General features: G+C 63.3%; 18 protein-coding genes and 2 pseudogenes. 10 read left to right on the forward strand and 10 right to left on the reverse strand.

Going from position 1 to position 21,459, the window contains the following annotated elements; genetic code table 11:
- Positions 1 to 240: 240 nt before the first annotated feature.
- Entirely contained in the window at positions 241 to 1,791 is a 1,551-nt protein-coding gene (gene norR, locus DBO86_RS00585) for a nitric oxide reductase transcriptional regulator NorR (protein ID WP_108232701.1), read from the forward strand.
- A gap of 128 nt (positions 1,792 to 1,919) precedes the next feature.
- Here the strand turns inward: norR and DBO86_RS00590 are convergent, their stop codons facing one another.
- Genes DBO86_RS00590 through DBO86_RS00600 form a run of 3 tightly spaced genes read right to left on the reverse strand, consistent with a single transcriptional unit; the run spans position 1,920 to position 3,607 of the window.
- Positions 1,920 to 2,846 carry a class I SAM-dependent methyltransferase gene (locus DBO86_RS00590; protein WP_108232702.1) on the reverse strand — a complete coding sequence of 309 codons (927 nt, stop codon included), beginning with the start codon at positions 2,844 to 2,846 and terminating at the stop codon, positions 1,920 to 1,922.
- Entirely contained in the window at positions 2,839 to 3,177 is a 339-nt protein-coding gene (locus tag DBO86_RS00595; protein WP_099526623.1) for an FKBP-type peptidyl-prolyl cis-trans isomerase, read from the reverse strand. Before DBO86_RS00595 ends, DBO86_RS00590 begins: the two co-directional genes overlap by 8 nt.
- 1 nt (position 3,178) lies before the next feature.
- Complete coding sequence (locus tag DBO86_RS00600; protein WP_181565111.1) at positions 3,179 to 3,607, reverse strand: group II truncated hemoglobin; 429 nt, start codon at positions 3,605 to 3,607, stop codon at positions 3,179 to 3,181.
- Positions 3,608 to 3,756: 149 nt separating this feature from the next.
- Here DBO86_RS00600 and DBO86_RS00605 point away from each other — a divergent pair, with 149 nt between their 5' ends.
- From DBO86_RS00605 to DBO86_RS00625, 5 genes and pseudogenes are all read left to right on the forward strand, one after another.
- Complete coding sequence (locus DBO86_RS00605; protein WP_208630303.1) at positions 3,757 to 6,120, forward strand: DNA polymerase II; 2,364 nt, start codon at positions 3,757 to 3,759, stop codon at positions 6,118 to 6,120.
- A gap of 262 nt (positions 6,121 to 6,382) precedes the next feature.
- Positions 6,383 to 7,369 carry a TerC family protein gene (locus tag DBO86_RS00610; protein ID WP_108232705.1) on the forward strand — a complete coding sequence of 329 codons (987 nt, stop codon included), beginning with the start codon at positions 6,383 to 6,385 and terminating at the stop codon, positions 7,367 to 7,369.
- A 63-nt stretch (positions 7,370 to 7,432) separates the two neighbouring features.
- On the forward strand, positions 7,433 to 7,735 hold the full coding sequence (locus DBO86_RS00615) for a hypothetical protein (RefSeq protein ID WP_108232706.1): 303 nt from the start codon (positions 7,433 to 7,435) through the stop codon (positions 7,733 to 7,735).
- A 255-nt stretch (positions 7,736 to 7,990) separates the two neighbouring features.
- Positions 7,991 to 8,330 (forward strand): annotated as a pseudogene (locus tag DBO86_RS00620) (manganese efflux pump).
- Between the two features lie 3 nt (positions 8,331 to 8,333).
- Complete coding sequence (locus DBO86_RS00625; protein ID WP_244185487.1) at positions 8,334 to 9,278, forward strand: hypothetical protein; 945 nt, start codon at positions 8,334 to 8,336, stop codon at positions 9,276 to 9,278.
- Here the strand turns inward: DBO86_RS00625 and DBO86_RS00630 are convergent.
- The 7 genes and pseudogenes from DBO86_RS00630 to DBO86_RS00660 form a co-directional block, all read right to left on the reverse strand.
- Complete coding sequence (locus DBO86_RS00630) at positions 9,259 to 9,726, reverse strand: hypothetical protein (RefSeq protein ID WP_237141236.1); 468 nt, start codon at positions 9,724 to 9,726, stop codon at positions 9,259 to 9,261. The two genes, DBO86_RS00625 and DBO86_RS00630, sit on opposite strands and share 20 nt — an antisense overlap.
- A complete protein-coding gene (locus DBO86_RS00635) occupies positions 9,677 to 10,816 on the reverse strand; it encodes an NAD(P)/FAD-dependent oxidoreductase (RefSeq protein WP_108232707.1) in 1,140 nt (379 codons plus the stop codon). Before DBO86_RS00635 ends, DBO86_RS00630 begins: the two co-directional genes overlap by 50 nt.
- 73 nt (positions 10,817 to 10,889) lie before the next feature.
- Positions 10,890 to 12,338, reverse strand: coding sequence for an ATP-dependent RNA helicase RhlB (rhlB, locus tag DBO86_RS00640; protein ID WP_004424226.1), 1,449 nt, complete (start codon positions 12,336 to 12,338; stop codon positions 10,890 to 10,892).
- A gap of 110 nt (positions 12,339 to 12,448) precedes the next feature.
- A pseudogene (locus DBO86_RS00645) lies at positions 12,449 to 12,760 on the reverse strand (membrane dipeptidase); the annotation flags it as partial.
- 126 nt (positions 12,761 to 12,886) lie between these two features.
- Positions 12,887 to 13,825: a GGDEF domain-containing protein gene (locus DBO86_RS00650; protein ID WP_074860831.1), complete on the reverse strand. Its 939-nt coding sequence runs from the start codon at positions 13,823 to 13,825 to the stop codon at positions 12,887 to 12,889.
- A gap of 191 nt (positions 13,826 to 14,016) precedes the next feature.
- The gene (locus DBO86_RS00655) at positions 14,017 to 15,918 is read right to left on the reverse strand and encodes an acyl-CoA synthetase (RefSeq protein ID WP_108232708.1); all 1,902 of its coding nucleotides are present in this window, start codon (positions 15,916 to 15,918) and stop codon (positions 14,017 to 14,019) included.
- A 24-nt stretch (positions 15,919 to 15,942) separates the two neighbouring features.
- The gene (locus DBO86_RS00660) at positions 15,943 to 16,602 is read right to left on the reverse strand and encodes an alpha/beta hydrolase (RefSeq protein WP_074861235.1); all 660 of its coding nucleotides are present in this window, start codon (positions 16,600 to 16,602) and stop codon (positions 15,943 to 15,945) included.
- A 479-nt stretch (positions 16,603 to 17,081) separates the two neighbouring features.
- Between DBO86_RS00660 and DBO86_RS00665 the strand changes: the two genes are divergently transcribed.
- The 4 genes from DBO86_RS00665 to DBO86_RS00680 all read left to right on the forward strand — a co-directional run bounded on the left by DBO86_RS00665 (position 17,082) and on the right by DBO86_RS00680 (position 21,416).
- Positions 17,082 to 18,110, forward strand: a complete 1,029-nt coding sequence (locus tag DBO86_RS00665; protein ID WP_108232709.1) for an amino acid ABC transporter substrate-binding protein — start codon at positions 17,082 to 17,084, stop codon at positions 18,108 to 18,110.
- A 96-nt stretch (positions 18,111 to 18,206) separates the two neighbouring features.
- Positions 18,207 to 19,391 carry an amino acid ABC transporter permease gene (locus tag DBO86_RS00670; RefSeq protein WP_208630305.1) on the forward strand — a complete coding sequence of 395 codons (1,185 nt, stop codon included), beginning with the start codon at positions 18,207 to 18,209 and terminating at the stop codon, positions 19,389 to 19,391.
- Between the two features lie 9 nt (positions 19,392 to 19,400).
- On the forward strand, positions 19,401 to 20,498 hold the full coding sequence (locus DBO86_RS00675; RefSeq protein WP_108232710.1) for an amino acid ABC transporter permease: 1,098 nt from the start codon (positions 19,401 to 19,403) through the stop codon (positions 20,496 to 20,498).
- Between the two features lie 156 nt (positions 20,499 to 20,654).
- Positions 20,655 to 21,416 carry an amino acid ABC transporter ATP-binding protein gene (locus tag DBO86_RS00680; protein ID WP_017675242.1) on the forward strand — a complete coding sequence of 254 codons (762 nt, stop codon included), beginning with the start codon at positions 20,655 to 20,657 and terminating at the stop codon, positions 21,414 to 21,416.
- Positions 21,417 to 21,459: the final 43 nt, after the last annotated feature.

Consider the following 21,459-nt stretch of genomic DNA (forward strand, 5'->3'; position numbering starts at 1 on the left):
ATTGCGCATCGCCCTGGTTCGCGGCGGGGCGCCGCTCCTACGTATTCGCAGCGGCGACGTTTAACTGACTGGCATTAGCCGGTGTGGCTCGTCTGGCCAGTTGTGGCGTGCTAGCGTTAGCGATAGATACCTATCAGTAAGCGTGCCAATTAAATAATCCTTAAATATCAGTGGCTTACTTGTTTTGTTGTATTAATGACTCGCCTTGCGCGTGAGTCATAAAGACTTTGAGTAGTCGAAATGACCGCTAATCCTCTGCTGGAAACTCTTATTCCCCTGGTCGCCGATCTGTCTCGCGAGCTGGACGATGGCGAGCGTTATCGCCGCCTGCTCGCGGCCTTGCGCCAGTTGTTCCCTTGCGATGCCGTGGCGCTACTGCGGCTCGACGGCGAAATTCTGGTGCCCTTGGCGGTCGAGGGGCTAAGCCCCGATACCCTGGGACGACGTTTCAAGGTCAGCGAGCATCCGCGCCTGGCTGCGTTGCTGGAGCACGCCGGGCCTACGCGTTTCGCCGCCGATTGTGGCCTGCCTGACCCCTACGACGGGCTAGTCGAGGGGCTGCATGGCCATCTGGAAGTGCATGATTGCCTGGGCTGCCCGCTCTATCTGGACGAACAGCTCTGGGGCCTGCTGACCCTGGATTCGCTTGATCCGACCAGTTTCGGCCGGCTCGATCTGGACAGCCTCGAGGCCTTCGCCAGCCTGGCGGCGGCCACGGTCAAGGTCAGCGAGCGTATCAGCGGCCTGGCGCAGCGGGTCGAGGCCGAGCGCCAGCTCACCGAGCTGTACAAGCAGGCGCGTCAGCAACCGCGCGAGCTGGTAGGGCAGAGCGCGGCGCTGCGCAAGCTGCAGGGCGAAATTCGCCTGGTCGGCGACAGCCCGCTGACCGTTTTGATCACCGGTGAAACCGGCGTCGGCAAGGAGCTGGTGGCCGAAGCCATCCACGCCGCCTCGCCACGGGCGCAGCGGCCGCTGGTCAGCATCAACTGCGCGGCATTGCCCGATGCGCTGGTGGAGAGCGAACTGTTCGGTCATGTGCGCGGCGCCTTCTCCGGGGCAATGAGCGAGCGCAGCGGCAAGTTCGAGTTGGCCGATGGCGGCAGCCTGTTCCTCGATGAAGTGGGCGAGCTGCCGCTGGCGATCCAGGCCAAGCTGTTGCGCGTGCTGCAGAGTGGTCAGTTGCAGCGTGTCGGTTCGGATCGTGAGCACCGCGTCGACGTGCGGGTGATCGCCGCCACCAACCGCGACCTGGCAGCGGAAGTGCGTGCCGGCCGTTTTCGCGCCGATCTCTATCACCGCCTGAGCGTCTACCCGCTACCAGTGCCGCCATTGCGTGAACGCGGCCGCGATGTGCTGCTGCTGGCCGGTTACTTTCTCGAAGAGAACCGCGCCCGGCTCGGGCTGCGCAGCCTGCGCCTGAGTGCCGAGGCGCAGAAGGCGCTGCTCGGTCATGATTGGCCGGGCAACGTGCGCGAGCTGGAGCACCTGATCGGCCGCGCGGCGATCAAGGCGCTGGCGCGCCATGGCGAGCGCCCGCGCATTCTCAGCCTCGATGTGCAGGATGTGGATCTACCGAGCAGTAAGCTGCACGCAGCCGTCGAGGTCGTGTTGACGAGCGCTGAGCCGGTGCCGGAAGGCGTCGAGCTGCGCACAGCGGTGGATGCCTTTCAGCGCCAGTTGATCGAGCAGTGCCTGGCGCGCCATCAGGGCAAATGGGCCGATGCGGCGCGCGAGCTGGGGGTGGATCGCGCCAACCTCAGCCGCTTGGCCAGGCGCCTGGGCATTCGGTAGGGTGCGCTGCGCGCACCGGGTCTGTCAGCGTTGGCTGGCGGTGCGCACGGCGCACCCTACGACGAGCCAGGCATCTGCCCGTAGTCCGGATGCAATCCGGGGCCAGCCATTCCCGGATTTCATCCTGGCTACAGTCGGAACACCAACGCTTTCAGGCCGCTCTCGGGGGAGATGTCGGGAAACTCCGGTGGGTTGTCCAGGCGCCCGATGAAGCGCAGTTGCGGCGCTTCGGCGGCCATGCCGTCGATGAGAAAGTCCGGGCCGATGTCCGGGTCGTTGACGCAGGCCAGCACCGTGCCGTGCTCGGTCAGCAGCTCAGGCAGGCGCCGGAGAATCTTGGCGTAATCCTGGATGAGGGCGAAGCTGCCTTTCTGGAAGCTCGGCGGGTCGATGATCACCAGATCGTATGGCCCGCTCTTGCGCACCTTGCCCCAGGACTTGAACAGCTCGTGGCCGAGAAATTCCACCCGGGAGAGGTCATGCCCGTTCAGGCGATGGTTGTCACGCCCGCGCGACAGGGCCGCGCGGGCCATATCCAGATTGACCACATGCGCGGCGCCACCGGCGATGGCGGCGACGGAGAAGCCGCAGGTGTAGGCGAACAGGTTGAGCACGCGCTTGCCGGCGGCCTGCTCGCGCACCCACTGGCGGCCCAGGCGCATATCGAGGAACAGCCCGCTGTTCTGCTTGCTGCCCAGGTCGAGCAGGTAGTGCAGGCCGTCCTCGATGATCGGCCATTGCGCCTGCGGCTCGCCGGCCAGCCATTCACTCTCGCTGCCCAGCACGTAGCGGTGTTGCAGCAACAGGCCGCGTGCGCCGCTGGCCTGCCATTGCGGCGTTTCCAGCAACTCCATAAGCAGCGGTCGCAGCGCCGGCGACGGTTCGCGGAACAGCATCACCAGCACGATGCCGGACAACCAGTCGACGGTGATCTGCTCCAGCCCCGGCCAGCAGCGACCACGGCCATGGAACAGGCGACGGGTCTCGCTGCCGGGGTGGTTGTCCAGTGCCAGCAGCAGGTGTTCGCGCAGTAGGGCGAGGGCGGTATCAGTCATCGCGGGTCAGCACTTCCAGCAGCTCGATTTCGAAGGTCAGGTCGGAGTTGGGTGGAATCGCACCCATGCTGCGCTCGCCATAACCCAGGTGCGCCGGCACCTGCAGCTTGCGTTTACCGCCCACCTGCATGCCCATCAAGCCCTGATCCCAGCCCTTGATTACCCGGCCAGTGCCGATCACGCACTGGAAGGGTTTGCCGCGCGAGTAGGACGAGTCGAACTCGCTGCCATCGGCCAGCCAGCCGCGATATTGGGTGGTGATCAGGGCGCCCTTGACCACGGCCTTGCCGTCGCCGATTTGCAGGTCTTCGATGATCAGTTGGTCAGTCATGTCAGGTTTCCTTGCGGTGACGGTTTTGGCTGGCTTGCACGGAGCGTTCGGCGGGCACGCGCAGTTGAACCAGCAGGTAGTCGGCGAACGCCGGGTCATAGTTCTGCAGGGCGATGGCGCCGGCCATGCAGCTCAACCAGCTTTCGGCCAGTGCCTGGTCAATTGGCCACTGTGCATGAAAGGCCGGAATGCTGATGCTGCCGTATTTCTCGGCGAATAGACGCGGCCCGCCCAGCCAGCCGCTCAGGAAGCACGCCAGCTTGTCGCGCGAGGCGCTCAGGTTGGCTGGGTGCAGGGCGCGCAGGGCGGTGGCCTCGGGGCGTTCGTCCATCAGCCGGTAGAAGTCGTCGACCAGACGGCGCAGGCCGTCGATGCCACCGGCAGCCTGGTAGGACGCATCGCCGGTGCCGTAGGGAGGTGTGTCACTCATCGCGTTGTTCCGCGGAAAAGGCGCCATTGTAACCGCTGGCGTAGAATGCTCGGCCAGTTTGGTTCGAGGTAATGGGCAACTGCAGAGGCTGTTTTCTCCCCTCTCCCGCAAGCGGGAGAGGGGGCCGGTCGTGCTTGCCTGAAACGATGATGACGCAACCCCAGCAAGGCTTCGTGCTCAGCCGCCATTGGCGCGACACGCCGGAGGGCACCGAAGTGGCCTTCTGGCTGGCGACCGATGCAGGCCCGCGCCAGGTGCGCCTGCCGTGCCAGGACGTGGTGGCGTTCATCCCGGCCGAGCAGCGTGCCTGGGCCGAGCCGTTGCTGCGTAATGAGAAGGGCGTCGAGCTGCGCGAGTTGGCCTTGTGCGACTTCAAGCGCCGCCCGGTGCTGGGCCTGTATTGCCGCCAGTACCGCCAGTTGCTGCAGTTGGAGAAGAAGCTGCGTCAGGTCGGTGTCGATGTGTACGAGGCCGATATCCGCCCGCCAGATCGCTACCTGATGGAGCGCTTTATCACCGCCAGCGTGCTCTTCGACGGTATCGAGCAACAGGACGGCAGCCTGCTGTGCAAGTCGCTCAAGCCCGCCGCCGATTACCGCCCGGCGCTGCGCCTGGTATCGCTGGATATCGAGACCAGTGCCCGTGGCGAGCTGTATTCCATTGCCCTGGAAGGCTGCGGTCAGCGCCAGGTGTACATGCTCGGTCCGGCCAATGGCGACGCCAGCAGCGTCGACTTCGACCTGGAGTACTGCGACAGCCGCAAGGTGCTGCTCGAACGCCTGAATGAATGGCTGCAGCGGCACGATCCGGACGCCATCATCGGCTGGAACCTGGTGCAGTTCGACCTGCGCGTGCTGCGCGATCACGCCGAGCAACTCAAGGTGCCGCTGCTGCTGGGGCGTGGCGGCGACGTGATGGGCTGGCGCCAGCACAACAGCAGCCAGCACTACTTCGCCGAGGCGGCCGGTCGGCTGATCATCGACGGCATCGAGGCGCTGCGTTCGGCCACCTGGAGTTTCCCTTCGTTCAGCCTGGAATCGGTGGCGCAGACGCTGCTCGGTGAAGGCAAGGCCATCGACACGCCCTATGCGCGCATGGACGAGATCCAGCGCATGTTCGATGAGGACAAGCCCGCGTTGGCGCGCTACAACCTCAAGGACTGCGAGTTGGTCACGCGGATTTTCGCCCACACCGATCTACTCGCTTTCCTCCTCGAACGTTCCAGTGTTACCGGCCTGGCGGCTGACCGTAGCGGCGGTTCGGTCGCGGCCTTCACCCACCTGTACCTGCCGCCGATGCACCGCCTGGGCTACGTCGCGCCTAATCTTGGCGACATTCGCGGCGAGAACAGCCCTGGCGGCTTCGTCATGGATTCGCGCCCCGGCCTCTACGATTCGGTGCTGGTGCTGGACTACAAAAGCCTGTATCCGTCGATCATCCGCAGCTTTCTGATCGATCCGCTGGGGCTGGTCGAAGGCTTGCACCAGCCGGATGATGAACACTCGGTGGAAGGCTTTCGCGGCGCGCGTTTCTCGCGCACCCGGCATTGCCTGCCAGCCATCGTCGAACGCGTCTGGCAGGGCCGTGAGGCGGCCAAGCGCGACGGCAACGCGGCCTTGTCGCAGGCACTGAAGATCATCATGAACGCCTTCTACGGCGTGCTCGGCTCCAGCGGCTGCCGCTTCTTCGACCCGCGCCTGGCCTCGTCGATCACCCTGCGCGGGCACCAGATCATGAAGCGCACGCGCGAGCTGATCGAAGCCGAGGGGCATGCGGTGATCTACGGTGACACCGACTCCACCTTCGTCTGGCTCGGCCGTGCCCACGACGAGGACGAGGCAGCGCGCATCGGCCGTGCGCTGGTGGCGCGCGTGAACGCCTGGTGGCGCGAGCATCTGCAGAGTGAGTACGGCCTGACCAGCGCCCTGGAGCTGCAGTTCGAGACCCATTACCGGCGTTTTCTCATGCCCACCATTCGCGGCACCGAGGAGGGCAGCAAGAAGCGCTACGCCGGCCTGGTGCTCGCCGCCGACGGCAGCGAACGCATGGTGTTCAAGGGCCTGGAAACGGTGCGCACCGACTGGTCGCCGCTGGCCCAGCGCTTCCAGCAGGAGCTGTATCGCCTGGTGTTCGCCGGCCAGCCCTATGAGGACTACGTGCGCGACTACGTCAAGCGCACCCTGGCCGGTGAGCTGGATGAGCTGCTGGTCTATCGCAAGCGCTTGCGCCGACGCCTCGACGATTACCTGCGCAACGTGCCGCCACACGTACGCGCCGCGCGCCTGGCCGACGAGCACAATCAGAGCTTGGGGCGGCCCTTGCAATATCAGCGCGGCGGCTGGATCAGCTATCTGATCACCACAGGTGGGCCGCAACCGCTGGAGCGTCTGCTGTCGCCGGTGGACTACGAGCATTACATCAGCCGCCAACTGAAACCGGTGGCCGATGCCATCCTGCCGTTCGTCGGCGGTGAGTTCGAACGGTTGGTGAACGGGCAGCTGGGGCTGTTCTGAAACCTTTGGATAAACAGCGAACCCTGTAGGAGCCCGCTTGCGGGCGATCAGCCGACGGCGCCAGGATTGTCCGCAAGCGAGCTTCTACAAGACGACAGTAGGCTCTGTAGTGGCGCAGAATTGGAAATATTTTGTAAAATTTTACCCGTTGAGTGGCGTTCGCGGCCTGAATATTGTGGCGCCCGTGATACCGGGCCCCTCTGGCGGTTAACACCGCGATGTCGGAGTCACAGTCTGTTCAATCTGACTGTAGGAGGGGCTCATGACTGCCCTAGAACCGTTCCTCTTCGCCGACTTCCTCGGCACGGCCACCTGGTTGTGGCTGGTCTTCATCGCTGTCGTCATTTCTCTGTTGGCCTTCGATCTTGGCGTGCTGCACCGCGATAATCGCGAAATCGGCGTGCGTGAAAGCTTGATGTTGTCGGCTGGCTACATCACCGCAGGCCTGCTGTTCGGCGTCTGGGTGTTCTTTCAGAAAGGCGGCGACGCCAGCATGGATTACGTCACCGGCTTTCTGATCGAGAAATCGTTGTCGATGGACAACGTATTTCTCATGGCCATGATCTTCAGCTTCCTGGGTATTCCAAGGCAGTACCAGCACAAGGTGCTGTTCTGGGGAATCATGGGCGTGCTGGTGCTGCGCGCCATCATGATCGGCCTGGGCGCGGCGCTGATTCACGAGTTCGCCTGGATTCTCTATGTATTCGGCGCCTTCCTGTTCTTCACCGGCATCAAGATGCTGTTCGCCAAACTCGACGATGCGCCGGATCTGGAGAACAACATACTGGTGAAGTTCCTGCGCAGGCACCTGCGCGTGACCGATGGCCTGCATGGCGAGCGCTTCTTCGTGCGCCAGGATGACGGCCAAGGGCGCAGCGTGCTGTGGGTGACGCCGCTGTTCCTGGCGCTGATCCTGATCGAGTGTGCCGACCTGATGTTCGCCATCGACAGCGTGCCGGCGATCTTCGCCATCACTCAGGACCCGTTCATCGTCTACACCTCGAACATTTTCGCCATCCTCGGCCTGCGCGCCCTGTACTTCGCCCTGGCTGCGCTGATCCACCGCTTCGCCTACCTCAAGTACGCGCTGGCCCTGGTGCTGGTGTTCATCGGCGCGAAGATCTTCCTGGTCGGCATCATCGGCAAGATTCCGGCCGTGGTGTCGCTGAGCGTGATCCTGGTCCTGCTGGTCGGCGGAGTGCTGCTGTCGCTGTACAAGACCCGCGGCCAGCCGCTCGCCAAGATCTGACGGATAAGCTTTTGCCCGGTTACGCCCCGTGTGTATCCGGGCCTTCGACACTGGAGAGACCTGATGCAAAACCCTTGGAAACACCGCTTGACGCCTGCCGCACTTGGTCTGGCACTGATCGCCCTGGCGGGCTGCGACGCCGCCGAGCAGTCCGCACAGAAGCTCGCCGAAGAGGCGAAGAAGGAAGTGCAGGCGCTGATCAGTGACTCGGTCGGCGAGGTGGTCGATGAGGTCAACCGCCAGGTGGACTCCCTGCAGGAGTCCACCAACCGAGCACTTGGCAAAGACGACAAGGAGAAAGAGCAGGGCGCCGAGACGCCGCAGGTGGAGCCCGAGAAACCGCTCGAGCAGGGCGTCGAAACCTGATGCCTGCTCGGTGGCGCAGGCTACCGCTGAGCGGTTGCTGGGCGCCGCCACTTCCGCCCCGGCGTGCTTGGGTTTATCCTGCGCGCCTCTTTGGGGAGTAGCCTGCCGTCGCGCTAGCGTCGGCGCGTTGGTCAACATTCTCGGCAACCTGCCGTGGCCAACCCATCCGCTGGGATCGGTGAGACCAACGACAGTCCTGTGCCAGGTCGGGCGCGCAGTGGCTTGTCGTTGACTCAGGCCCGGCTGGAGTTTCCCTTGAATCCTCTCTTGCTGCTTTTTCTGTCTTTCGCCATGTCGACGGATGCCTTCGCGGCTGCCATCGGCAAGGGCTCGGGCCAGCACAAGCCACGCGCGCTGGGGTGATCTTTGGCACCATTGAGGCCATCACGCCGATCATCGTCTGGCTTTCGTCGAGGTGAACATCCTGGTCGCTGCACTGTGTATCGGTCTGGCCACCACCCTGATGGTGACATTGGGCATGTTGCTTGGTCGTATGCTGGGCCAACTGGTCGGCAAGCGTGCCGAGATCGTCGGCGGTGTGGTGCTGATGCTGGTTGGCGCGACGATTCTCTACGAACACTTTGCGAGTCTGTGAAACATGAACATGTCCCTGCGTTTGCTGAAAAGCGCACTTCTGGCGGCTGCCGCGCTGGTTGCCGCCGCCCTGATGTTTTTCGCCTGGCAGTACTTCTTTCCGGTGCAGGCCGCCAGCGGCTGGTCGTACCGCGTTGCCTACGATGACGTGCAGAAGGCGGCCGGGCTGGCGCGAGCAGCGGATGGCGGGATTCTGGTCAGCCAGGAACTGCAGGATGGCCGCGGCAGCATCCTGTTGATGCAGCCCGACGGTGACCGCGAAGTGGTGGTCGAAGGCCTGTCCAAACCCGATGGCCTGCTCAGCGCCCGTGGTGGCCTGGTGTTCAGTCAGGAGTCGGGAGGCAAGCCGGTCAGCTTCCTGCAAGGCAAGCGTGTTTCCGAACTGTTCGCGGGCGATCAGGTGCAGGGGCTGTGGGATGACGGTCACTACCTCTATGCCATCGAGGACCGCAAGGGCAACGGTCGGCTATGGCGCTACCGCTGGGATGACCGGCAACTGAGCGTGGTGCGTGACAATCTCTCGGAAACCGAGTCGATCACCCGCTGCACCGACGGCCGTATGCTCTACAGCGAAAAGGAAACCGGTGTGATTCGCGAGCTGCGCGAGGATGGCCGCGACCCGGTGGTGATCGACGGGCTGCGTAACCCGACGTTCATGCTCTGCGACGAGCAGGGCCTGTGGATCAGCGAGGACTCGACCCATCGCGCCCGTCTGCTGCTGGTCGATGCCCAAGGCGCGCAGACCACTGTGTTGTCATTTCTCAAGGCGCCGCAGGCGATCTTGCCGCTGGACGATGGCCGTTACCTGATCGCAGAGGGAGGGCGTGATCGGGTGTTGGAGTTGAGCCTGAACAAGGCTGACGGTTTTCGCCGCGAGCTAGAGCGCTCGGCCAAGCATGAAGAAGCGGCCGAGCAGGAGCAAAACGTACTCAAGGGCGTGGGTGGTTGAGCCGCTCCAGCAGCGCTGTCAACGCCAGACATGGCCCGGACGCCAGGCCCAGCTGCGGCAATTGTGCGAGAAACAGCCCACGAAGGATCTCGCCGGCCGTCCAGGTATTGCCATAGGCACTGGCGAGCAGATTGACCGCGCTGTAAGCGGCGATGGCGGCGCACAAGCCGAACACTGCGAGGACGGCGAGGCGCCGCTTCAGCATGCCGCTGGCAGCGGCCAGCAGAAACAGCGCGAATGCCGGCAGACAGGCCAGCGCCAACTCGATGGCGATCTGACCGTCAGGCTCCGCCAGCAGCGGCCAGGCCAGACCAAGCCCTCCGTGCTGCAGGTGACAGGCAGCAGGCCGATGAACAGGGCAGTGCTGGGCAGCAGCAGTGAGCCCTGCAACAGCCTGATCAGCGCGCCTGGCATGACGACAGCCGTGCCGGGCTGAGCATCGCTTCACTCAGGCCCGCCTCGAGCAAAGGTTGCGGCAAGGGTTGCCTGCGAATCAACGCCGCGCAGGCCTGGCCCATGGCGGCGCTGGTCTGGATGCCGTAGCCGCCTTGCGCTGCCACCCAAAAGAAGTTTTCGGCCTGGGTATCGAAACCTCCAACCAGATCGCCATCGGCGACGAAGCTGCGCAGGCCGGCCCAGGTATGCGCCGGACGACGAATCTGCAGCGTGGTGTGGGTTTCGATCTGGTGGATGCCCTGGGCGATGTCCAGCTCTTCCGGCTGCACGTCATGCGGCGCCACCGGGTCGGCATTGGCTGGCGAGCCGAGTAAGAGACCGGCATCGGGTTTGAAATAAAACGATTCGTCCAGGCTCACCAGCGCCGGCCAGTGCTGGCAGTCGATGCCTGTCGGACCGTTGAAGGTGAAGGCGGCGCGGCGCTTGGGCTGTAAACCGATGCCGGGTAGGCCGGCCAAGCCAGCGATCTCGTCGCACCAGGCACCGGCGGCATTGATCAATACGCTCGCGCGATAGCTCTGCCCGGCGCAATCCACCTGCCAGCCGTCGGCGAGGCGGCTGATGCTGATGACCTCGCGCTGGCAATGAATCTCCCCGCCCTGTTGACGGATGCCGCGCAGGTAGCCCTGGTGCAGCGCTGCGGTGTCGATATCAGCGGCGCTGGGGTCGAGCAATGCACCATGCACCAGCTCACGGCGCAGCACCGGAACCAGCGCGCAGGCCTCGTCAGCACTGAGCAGACGAGCCTCTGCAACATGCTCACGGGCCTGATCGTACTGGCGCTGCAACTCGACTGCGTCACCGCTGAAATCCACCACCAGCTCGCCACGTGGCGTGAGCAAGGGATGCTCGGCGAAGCCGGTTGGCGGGGCATCGTAGAAAACGCGACTGGCGGCCGTCAGCGCGCGGACCTGGGGCGTGCCGTAGGCGACAGTATACAGCGCCGCTGAGCGGCCGGTGGAGTGATAGCCGGGCTGCGCCTCGCGCTCGAGCAACAGAGTCTTGCCATGGCTGGCGAGAAAGTAGCCGGTGGAGGCGCCGGCAATGCCGGCGCCGATGATGAGGTAGTCGCAGTGTTGCATGGCGTGTCGATCAACGGGGTCAAATGAAAAAGGCGAAGCTGGAGGGCTTCGCCTTGGTTCTACCTGCGCTGGCTCAGTGCTTGCGCGGCACCGGCTTGAGCAGTTCGTCCGGCGGCATTTCGCACTGGATCTTGCGGCCGATCAGCGCTTCGATCGGCGGCAGGGCGAAGGCGTCGTCTTCACCAGCGAAGCTGATCGAGGTACCGCTGGTGCCGGCGCGGCCGGTACGGCCGATGCGGTGCACGTAGTCGTCCGGGTCTTCCGGCAGGGTGAAGTTGATCACGTGGCTGATGGCATCGACGTGGATGCCGCGACCGGCCACGTCGGTGGCGACCATGACGCGGATCTTGCCCTCGCGAAAGCCTTCCAGGGCGCGGATACGCTTGTGCTGGGGAATGTCGCCGGACATCTGCACGGCGCTGATGCCGTCGCGGGTCAGGCGCTCTTCGATGCGTCGTACTTCGTCCTTGCGGTTGGCGAAGACCATGACCCGCGTCCAGTCGTTCTGGCTGATCAGGTTGTACAGCAGCTTGTACTTGTCAGCCGAGGCTACGGCGTACACGTGCTGCTCGACGGTGTCGCTGGCAACGTTCTCCGGCTCGATCTCGACGATGGCCGGGTTGACCGTCCACTGCTTGGCCAGGTTCATCACGTCTTCGGTGAAGGTGGCGGAGAACAGCAGGGTCTGGCGGTCGCCCTTCATCGGCGTCTGGCGGATGATCTGGCGCACCTGCGGGATGAAGCCCATGTCGAGCATGCGGTCGGCTTCGTCCAGCACCATCACCTCGACCATGTCCAGGTGCACTTCGCCGCGCTGGTTGAAGTCCAGCAGGCGGCCTGGCGTGGCCACGAGGATGTCGCAGAAGCGCGATTCCAGCTGCTTGAGCTGCTTGTCGAAGTCCATGCCTCCGACGAATTGCATGACGTTGAGGCCGGTGTATTTGGTCAGCTCGGCCGCGTCTTTGGCGATCTGCACCACCAGTTCGCGGGTCGGCGCGATGATCAGCGCGCGAGGCTCGCCCATGTAGCGCTCTTTCGGCGGCGGGGTCTGCAGCAGCTGGGTGATGATCGAGATGAGGAACGCGGCGGTCTTGCCGGTGCCGGTCTGGGCGCGGCCAATGGCGTCCTGGCCCTTGAGGGTGTAGCCCAGTACGCCGGCCTGGATCGGCGTGCAGTAGGGGAAACCCAGATCATGAATGGCATGCATCAGCTCGGGGGCAAGCTTGAAGTCATGAAAACGGGTCTTGCCTTCGGCAGGTTCGACCACGAAATCTTCCAGTTTCCAGGTGTCGACTGGCTTGGCTGGGCGCTCGCGGCGCGGTTTGTCGGCCTTCGGCGGGCGGGGTTGTTGCGGCGCCGGGCTATCGCCTGCGCTCTCGCTGGCAGTGCGGGCGGGCTTGTTCTTGCGTGGGCGCTTCTGCTCTGCGTCACCGCTCTGGGCGGGCGCTGCTACGGATGACGGCGCTGGTTGTGGCTGCTCGTCTTCGGCTTTGCCGAACATTTTCTTGAGTGCTTTGAGCACGGGCTTCTCATCGACTGGTTAAGGAGTGAACGCCCGCCAGTGTAATGCAAGACGCGGGCGTGGCGAAGTGCTTCGCTCGCGTCTGTCAAGAGTACCGTGCGGTCAGTGCCTCATTTCTCCGGCAGGCTGGCCAGCAGCAGGCGCTGTACATTGCCACCCATGATGGCGGCGATGGCCGTGTCGTCGAAGCCGGCGGCTTGCAGGCCTTCGGTAATCTGCGCCAGGCCGGTAACGTCGAACGGGGTGTGTACGGTGCCATTGAAGTCCGAGCCCAGGGCGACATGCTCGACGCCGACCTTGTCCGCCGCGTAGCGGATGGCTTTGACGATGGCGGCGACCGAGGTGTCGCACACGGCGGTGCTCCAGTAGCCGATGCCGATCACCCCGCCCGTGGCCGCGATGGCCTGCAGGTGCTTGTCGTTATGCTCGGCACTGTAGCAAGGCAAGGGACGGCGTTGCGCGGCAGCTCTGTGGGAGGCGCTTCAGCGGCGATTCGGTCGCGGCTAAAGCCCCTCCCACAATGCCTAGCGCACCAATGTCGCAAATTATCAGCCGCAGAGGCAGTTACGCCCCTGTTGCTTGGCCTGGTATAGCGCCGCATCGGCCCGCGCGATCAGGCTTTGCAGGCTGTCCTGGTGCTGCATCTGCGCCAGGCCGATGGAGATGGTGACGCCGGGCAGCACGCCAACCGGCGAATAGAAGGAGGCGATCTGCTCCAGGCCGATACGCAGGCGCTCACCGATACCGCGTGCAGCCTCATCGGCGATCTCCGGCAGGAGAATGACGAACTCCTCGCCACCGAAACGTATCAGGCTGTCCTTCGGCCTCAGCTGGCTGCTCAGGGTATGCGCCACCAGGCACAGGGCGTAATCGCCGGCCAGGTGGCCGTGCTGGTCGTTGTAGGCCTTGAAGTGGTCGACATCGAGCATCAGCAATGACATGGGTTCGTCGTTGAAGGCACAGCGGGTGGTCTCGCGCTCGAACACGTGTTCCAGCCAGCGCCGGTTGAAGCAGCCGGTGAGGGTATCGACGTTGGCGTTCTGCTCACTGTCGAGAATCTGCCGGTTGCCTTGGCGCACGCGATCGCAGAGCAGCTCCAGCAGGTTCTGCATCATCTGTGGGGATTGTTGGAACAACGCCACCAGTGACTCTCGGTGCAGGCGCAGGACGATGGAGGGGCGCTCGGCCACGACGTAGGCGGAGGGATGTTCGTTGTCGATGAAGCTGATTTCACCGGCGCAGTCGCCGACTTCGAGGGTGCTGACGGCCTGGTTGTCCAGTGATCCTAGGTAGACGCGCAGTTGGCCCTCGATCAGGAGATAGAGGTGCTGGTTGCGATTGAAGGGGGAGAGCAGTACTTCGCCGGCTTCCAGCTCGCAGGCACGAAATTCCCGCAGCAACTGGTCGAGGCTGCTGGTGGCGACATTATGAAATAGTCGCAACTGTTGAACTTGCTGCAGGTCTGCCTGCCAGTGCGCCGGTTTCATTGCGATCTCGTCGGGCCTGGCCGGGCGAATAGGCCTGAGGGCACCACCAACGCTCCCTGTCGTGTCTACGAATAGAGTTCGACAGTATTCCCGAGCTTCAGGCGTGGCAATGCTTGCCTGAAGCTCGGCCGACCAGTGGTTGCGCGAAAGTGCAAAGCTGTTAACTAGCGCGCGTCCTGGCGCGCTCTGGATCACGCTGCGAAGTGAATGCGATGGCCCACCGCGTAGCCGGACAGCCGTTCGCCAATGCTGGCAGCCAAGGCCTGATCCTGATTCGGCAGGTGGATGTGGGCCAATTGACCAGCCCTGTCATCGCTCAGCACTTCAACCCGAACAGCCGGGTGCAACTCATCGATAGCCGCTTGGTAAACCCGGGCGATGGCATCGAAGCGCAGCGCTGGTTTGAAGGTCTTGCCCACCGCCGTGAGCGGAATGGCATCGATGATCCAGGCATCCTTGGGCACCGCGGCGCGTTCGGGAATATGTGCGGCGGCATGTTCCAGCAGCTCGGTTTCACTGGTCTGCGCGCCCGGCTTGAGCTGCACGTAGACCACCGGCAATTCGCCGGCCTTCTCGTCTGGCTTGCCCACGGCAGCGGCCATGGCCACGGCGGGGTGTTTGTGCAGGGCTTCCTCGATCATCTGCGGGTCGATGTTGTGACCGCCGCGGATGATCAGATCCTTGCTGCGCCCGGTCAGCCAGATGTAGCCGTCGGCATCGACGCGACCGAGGTCGCCGGTATTGAACCAGTCGCCATCGACCCAGATGTCGGCGTTCTTGCTCGCCTGCAGATAGCCCCTGAATACCGTGGCACCGCGGATGCACAGGTTGCCGATCTCATCCTGCTCTGCATCCCGGAGATAGCGTCCCTGCTCGTCGAGTACCTTGATGCGCACTTCGCAGTACGGCATGGGCAGGCCGATCGAGCCGGGGCGGCGCTCGCCGGCTGGAGGGTTGGCGCAGCTGCCGCAGGTGCCCTCGGTCAGACCATAGCCTTCGAGCAGGGTCAGGCCGGTCTTGGCCTCGAACTGGCGTATCAGTTCCACCGGCATGGGCGCGGCGCCGCACAGGGCGTATTTCAGCGAGGACAGGTCATGGCCTTCGCTGGGAATCTGCAGGAGGCCGGCATAAATGGTGGGCACACCGCTGAAGAAGCTGACCTTGTGGCGTTCGATGACCTTCCAGAAATTGCCAATCAAGGTGGTGTTGCGATAGCCCTGCGGCGTGGCCAGCAGCACTTCGGCACCGCCGATGAAAGCCGTCAGTCCGGTGACGATGACGCCGTTGACGTGAAACAGCGGCAGGCCGCAGAGCGTCACGTCGCCGACGCCGAAGCGCGTCACCAGGTTCATGCTGTAGGCCATCGCCACTTCGTTGCCGTGGCTGTGCGGCGCCAGTTTTGGCGTGCCGGTGGTGCCACCGGTGTGGAAGTAGCTGGCGATATCGTCAGCGGCGATCACGCGGCCACTTTCCAGGTGATCGGCTGGGCAGGCGGCGATGGTCTCGTCGAAGTCCAGCACGCCCTCTGGTAGCGGGCCGCGCTGGGCCTTGAGTGCGCTGCGTTGTGGCTCCGGCAGCAGGTTGGCCATATCCACGCAGAGAATCGCTTTCAACTCCGGCAGCTGATCGCGCAGAGCGTTGACCTTGGCCCACAGCTCGGTGCCGGGGAAGGGCGCCAGGGTCACCAGCAGCTCGGAGTCCGACGCGTGGATCAGCTCGGCGATGTGCTCGGGATCGAGCAGCGGGTTGATCGCATTGACGATGCCGGCGGCCTCGCCACCCCAGATGGTGTAGTGGGTCTGCGGCAGGTTGGGCAGCAGGAAGGACACCGCCTTGCCGGGACGCAGGCCCAGGCGGTGGAAGGCGTTGGCGGTCTGGGTGATCTTGCCGAGCAGCTCGGCATAATTCAGGCGTAGCGGGGTTTCCTCTCCCGTGCCCTGGAGAATGAACGACAGCGCCGCTGCCTCGGGGCTGGCCTGCGCCGTGCGGCGAATCAGCTCGAAGGTGCTGCTGGGCAGGTCGCGCTCGCTCAGCGGGGTGCTCTCGATCTGTTGAATATCCTGCAGGGTGCGAATGAGGGGCGCTGTGCTCATTTATCGTGCATCTCTTCGGTTCGGTCAGTCTGTCAGCAATTGGCTCAACCATTCGGCGATATCGCGAATCTCTTCCGGTAGCACTTCGTGGGCCATCGGATAGTCGCGCCATTGCACCGGCACCCCGCAGGCGTGCAGGCGGTCATACGCGGCGCGTCCCATGTCGGGTGTCACCACGTCGTCGAATCTGCCATGCAAACAAAGCACCGGCAGTTGTCTTTTTGTATCCGCCAGCTGCATGTCGTCACTGAAGGTCGGTGCGTAGGTCGAGAGTGCCAGCACCCCGCCGAGGGTCTCCGGATAACGCAGGAAGGCGGTGTGCAGTACCACCGCGCCACCCTGGGAGAAGCCCGCCAGGACGATGCGTTCAGCGGCGATGGCGCTTTCGCGCTCGGCCTCGATCAGGGCGATCACCTGGTCGGCGGACTCGTCCAGCTGGGCCTGGTCGATGGCGCGCGCCGGGCTCATGGCAAGGATGTCGTACCAGCTCGGCATGCTCCAGCCGCCGTTGATGGTCACCGGGCGGGTTGGCGCCTGCGGCAGGATGAAGCGTGTGCTGGGCAGGCGCTCCTGCAGCAACTCGGCGACCGGCAGGAAATCGTAGCGGTCAGCCCCCAGCCCATGCAGCCAGATCACGCTGGCATCGGCGGATTGTGGGGGCTGCAAAATCATGGGTGCGGTCATTGGTAGCTCCAGTGTGGTGCGGGCGCATCGAATTGGGGCGTGCCCCTGTTCAAGGCTTGGCTAATCTGTGAATAAGTTGTCGCACGGGTGAATCTTTTGCTCTTGCCCCCCCTGCACATACGGCAATTCGCCATGTGCTGGTACGGGGCTTGCTATGGCTCATCCGGACTGACGACGCGGTGCGCTAACGGTAACACTGTGCCATTGCGCATTGCTCAACAGGCAGGAATCTGCTGTGTGGGGTTCCTAACTAGACCGTCGGGGTGATGAAACGCCCAGGCGGATGACGATCCGTCTCAGGCCCGTTCAACCAATGGGCTGGGTAGGAGCAGTTGGCCAGCAGAGGGAAATGCCGACTAGGCTCCTGCCTGACGTTCGAACTTCTCGTCGATACCGTTGCTGCCGGCGGGTCGCGGCCTCAAAAGGGTGAGGAAGGCGGACGGAGACTCCAACACAACAAGAGCAACTGGAGGTTTTTGATGAAGATGGTGAAATCCACCCTGGCTGTGCTGACCACCGCAGCTGTGCTCGGTGTCAGTGGCTTTGCTCAGGCAGGCGCCACCCTGGATGCAGTGCAGAAGAAAGGCTTCGTGCAGTGCGGTATCAGCGACGGTCTTCCTGGCTTCTCCTACGCCGATGAAAAAGGCAACTACCTGGGGCTCGACGTTGACGTCTGCCGCGCTGTTGCAGCCGCGGTTTTCGGCGACGCGACCAAGGTCAAGTACAGTCCGCTGACCGCCAAGGAGCGCTTCACCGCGCTGCAATCCGGCGAAGTCGACATCCTGTCGCGTAACACCACTTGGACCAGCTCGCGCGACGCCGCACTGGGCCTGAACTTCACCGGCGTGACCTACTATGACGGTCAGGGCTTTCTGGTGAACAAGAAGCTGGGGGTTTCCAGCGCCAAGGAACTGGACGGCGCTACCGTCTGCATCCAGGCCGGTACCACCACCGAGCTGAACCTCTCCGACTACTTCCGTGCCAATGGCATGAAATACACCCCCATCACCTACGATACCTCTGACGAGAGCGCCAAGTCGGTCGAAGCCGGTCGTTGCGACGTGCTGACCTCCGACCAGTCGCAGCTGTACGCACAGCGCATCAAACTGGCCAACCCGGACGACTATGTCGTGCTGCCGGAAGTCATCTCCAAGGAACCTCTGGGCCCGGTCGTGCGCCAGGGTGACGAAGAGTGGTTCGACATCGTGCGCTGGACCCTGTTCGCCATGGTCAACGCCGAAGAGCTGGGTGTGACCTCGGCCAACGTCGAAGCCACCGCCAAAGACACCAAGAACCCGGACGTAGCCCGTCTGCTGGGTACTGAAGGTGAATTCGGTAAAGACCTCAAGCTGCCGAAAGACTGGGCAGTACAGATCGTCAAGCAAGTCGGTAACTACGGCGAGTCCTTCGACCGTAACGTCGGTGCCGGCAGCGAGCTGAAGATCGAACGTGGTCTCAACGCCCTGTGGAACAAGGGTGGTCTGCAGTACGCACCGCCGGTGCGTTGACCGTCCACAGCGGCAGGCCTATGGCCTGCCGCTGTCGTTTCCGATTAGTGAAACCCGGCCGGCTTGCGTGCGGCCGGGGTTTCCGTGAGGGTTGTCATGCATACGACTGCTAATGCCCCGCGCCCGCAAGGATCGCTTCTGAACGATCCGCAGGTGCGCGCTTGGGCTTTCCAGATCATCGCTGTTGTCGCTGTCGTGGCGCTCGGCTGGTTTCTCTTCCAGAACACCCAGGCCAACCTGGAGAAGCGCGGGATCATTTCCGGCTTCGCTTTCCTCAACAACAGCGCCGGTTTCGGTATTGCCCAGCACCTGATCGACTACACCGAAAGCGACAGCTACGGTCGCGTGTTCGTGGTCGGTCTGCTCAATACCCTGCTGGTGTCCTTCATCGGTATCGTGCTGGCCTCCATCCTTGGTTTTCTGCTGGGTGTGGCGCGGCTGTCGCCGAACTGGCTGATCAGCAAGCTGGCGACCGTCTATATCGAGATCTTCCGCAACATTCCGCCGTTGTTGCAGATCCTTTTCTGGTACTTCGCGGTCTTCCTCGCCCTGCCTGGACCTCGGCAGAGCCTGGATGTTGGCGAAACGTTCTTTCTCAACAGTCGCGGTCTGTACATGCCTGCGCCGAGTCCGTCGGAGAGCTTCGGTCTGTTCGCCGTGGTGCTGCTGGCTACCATCGTCGGCATCGTAACCCTGGGACGCTGGGCCAAGAAACGCCGCGAAGCTACCGGCAAGATCTTCCCGCTGCTGTGGATCTCGCTGGCGCTGATCGTAGTCATCCCAGGCCTCACCGTGCTCATCGGCGGTAACCCGCTGGTGTGGAGCGTGCCGGAGTTGACCGGTTTCAACTTCCGTGGCGGCTGGGTGATGATCCCCGAGCTGATGGCGTTGACCCTGGCGCTGACCATCTACACCGCGGCTTTCATCGCCGAGAACGTTCGCTCCGGGATCATGGCGGTCAGCCATGGTCAGACCGAAGCTGCGCGCTCGCTGGGCCTGCGCCCTGGCATCACCCTGCGTCTGGTGATCATCCCGCAGGCACTGCGCGTGATCATTCCGCCACTGACCAGTCAATACCTCAACCTGGCGAAGAACTCGTCCCTGGCTGCCGGTATCGGCTATCCGGACATGGTGTCGCTGTTCGCCGGCACTGTGCTCAACCAGACCGGCCAGGCCATCGAGGTGATCGCCATCACCATGAGCGTGTACCTGGCGATCAGCATCAGCATTTCCCTGCTGATGAACTGGTACAACAAGCGCATCGCGCTGGCTGAGCGGTAAGGAGCAGCCATGCAGACTCATACATTCAAACCGGACCTGCCGCCGCCACGCTCGAACGTCGGTGCAGTGGGCTGGCTCAAGGCCAACCTGTTTTCCAACTGGTTCAACAGCCTGTTGACCGTTTTTGCGTTGTACCTGATCTGGCTGATCGTGCCGCCGCTGCTGCAGTGGGCGATCATCGATGCCAACTGGGTCGGCAGCACTCGCGCCGACTGCACCAAGGAAGGCGCGTGCTGGGTTTTCATCCAACAGCGCTTCGGTCAGTTCATGTACGGCTTCTACCCCAGCGAACTGCGCTGGCGCGTGGACGCCACGCTGTGGCTGGCAATCGTCGGCGCGGCGCCGCTGTTCGTGCCGCAGATGCCGCGCAAGGCGGTGTACGGTCTGGCTTTCCTGGCGATCTATCCGTTCATCGCCTGGACCCTGCTGCACGGTGGTGTATTCGGCCTGGACGTGGTTTCCACCAGCCGTTGGGGCGGCCTGATGCTGACCCTGGTGATCGCTGCTGTCGGCATCACCGGTGCGTTGCCGCTGGGCATCCTGCTGGCGCTGGGGCGACGCTCCAACCTGCCGGCGATCAAGGTCATCTGCGTCACCTTCATCGAGTTCTGGCGCGGTGTGCCGTTGATCACCGTGCTGTTCATGTCCTCGGTGATGTTGCCGCTGTTCCTGCCCGAAGGCATGCATTTCGACAAGCTGATGCGTGCGCTGATCGGGGTGATCCTGTTCCAGTCCGCCTACATCGCCGAAGTGGTGCGTGGTGGCTTGCAGGCCATTCCCAAAGGCCAGTACGAAGCCGCTGCGGCCATGGGCCTGGGCTACTGGCGGATGATGGGCCTGGTGATCCTGCCGCAGGCGCTGAAGCTGGTGATTCCGGGCATCGTCAACGTCTTTATCGCCCTGTTCAAGGACACCAGCCTGGTGATCATCATCGGCCTGTTCGATCTGCTCAACAGCATCAAGCAGGCGACCACCGACCCGGCGTGGCTGGGCATGGCCACCGAGGGCTACGTGTTCGCCGCGTTGGTCTTCTGGATTTTCTGTTTCGGCATGTCCCGCTATTCGCTGCATCTCGAGCGAAAACTGGATACCGGCCACAAGCGTTAGGAGCTGATCAGTATTTGCTGCGCGTCGGCCAGGCGGCGTTGAAAACACTCTCGGGATGCTCATGTACAACCGTACATTGCGCTCCCTCGAATGTTTTCGCCTTGCCTGGCTCTAGCTCGCTAAATCCTGAATCGAGCCCCTCAAGAGGAGTGAGTCATGAGTGAAGCAATCAAACAACCCAGCGCCGAGCCGATGATCCTGCTGCAGGGTGTGAACAAGTGGTACGGCCAGTTCCATGTGCTCAAGGACATCAACCTGAGCGTGCAGCAGGGCGAGCGTATCGTGCTCTGCGGGCCGTCCGGTTCGGGCAAGTCCACCACCATTCGTTGCATCAACCGCCTGGAAGAACACCAGCAGGGGCGCATCGTGGTCGATGGCACCGAATTGACCAGCGACCTCAAGCACATCGAAGCGATTCGCCGTGAAGTGGGCATGGTGTTCCAGCACTTCAACCTGTTCCCGCACCTGACCGTGCTGCAGAACTGCACACTGGCGCCGATGTGGGTACGCAAGATGCCCAAACGTCAGGCCGAGGAAATTGCCATGCACTTTCTTGAGCGCGTGCGTATCCCCGAGCAGGCCAACAAGTTTCCGGGCCAGCTCTCCGGCGGTCAACAGCAGCGTGTGGCGATTGCCCGCGCGCTGTGCATGAAGCCGAAGATCATGCTGTTCGACGAGCCGACCTCGGCCCTCGACCCGGAGATGGTCAAGGAGGTACTCGACACCATGATCGGTCTGGCCGAAGACGGCATGACCATGCTCTGCGTGACCCACGAGATGGGTTTTGCCCGTACCGTGGCCAACCGCGTGATCTTCATGGACAAGGGCGAGATCGTCGAGGAGGCCGAGCCGAACGCCTTCTTTACCAACCCGCAGAACGAGCGCACCAAGCTGTTCCTCAGTCAGATCCTGCACTGAGCCGGCATTGCGCCATGGATCAGGGAGCCTTCGGGCACCCTTT

Source organism: Ectopseudomonas oleovorans, from assembly GCF_003052605.1.
Taxonomy (GTDB): Bacteria; Pseudomonadota; Gammaproteobacteria; order Pseudomonadales; family Pseudomonadaceae; genus Aquipseudomonas; species Aquipseudomonas oleovorans_A.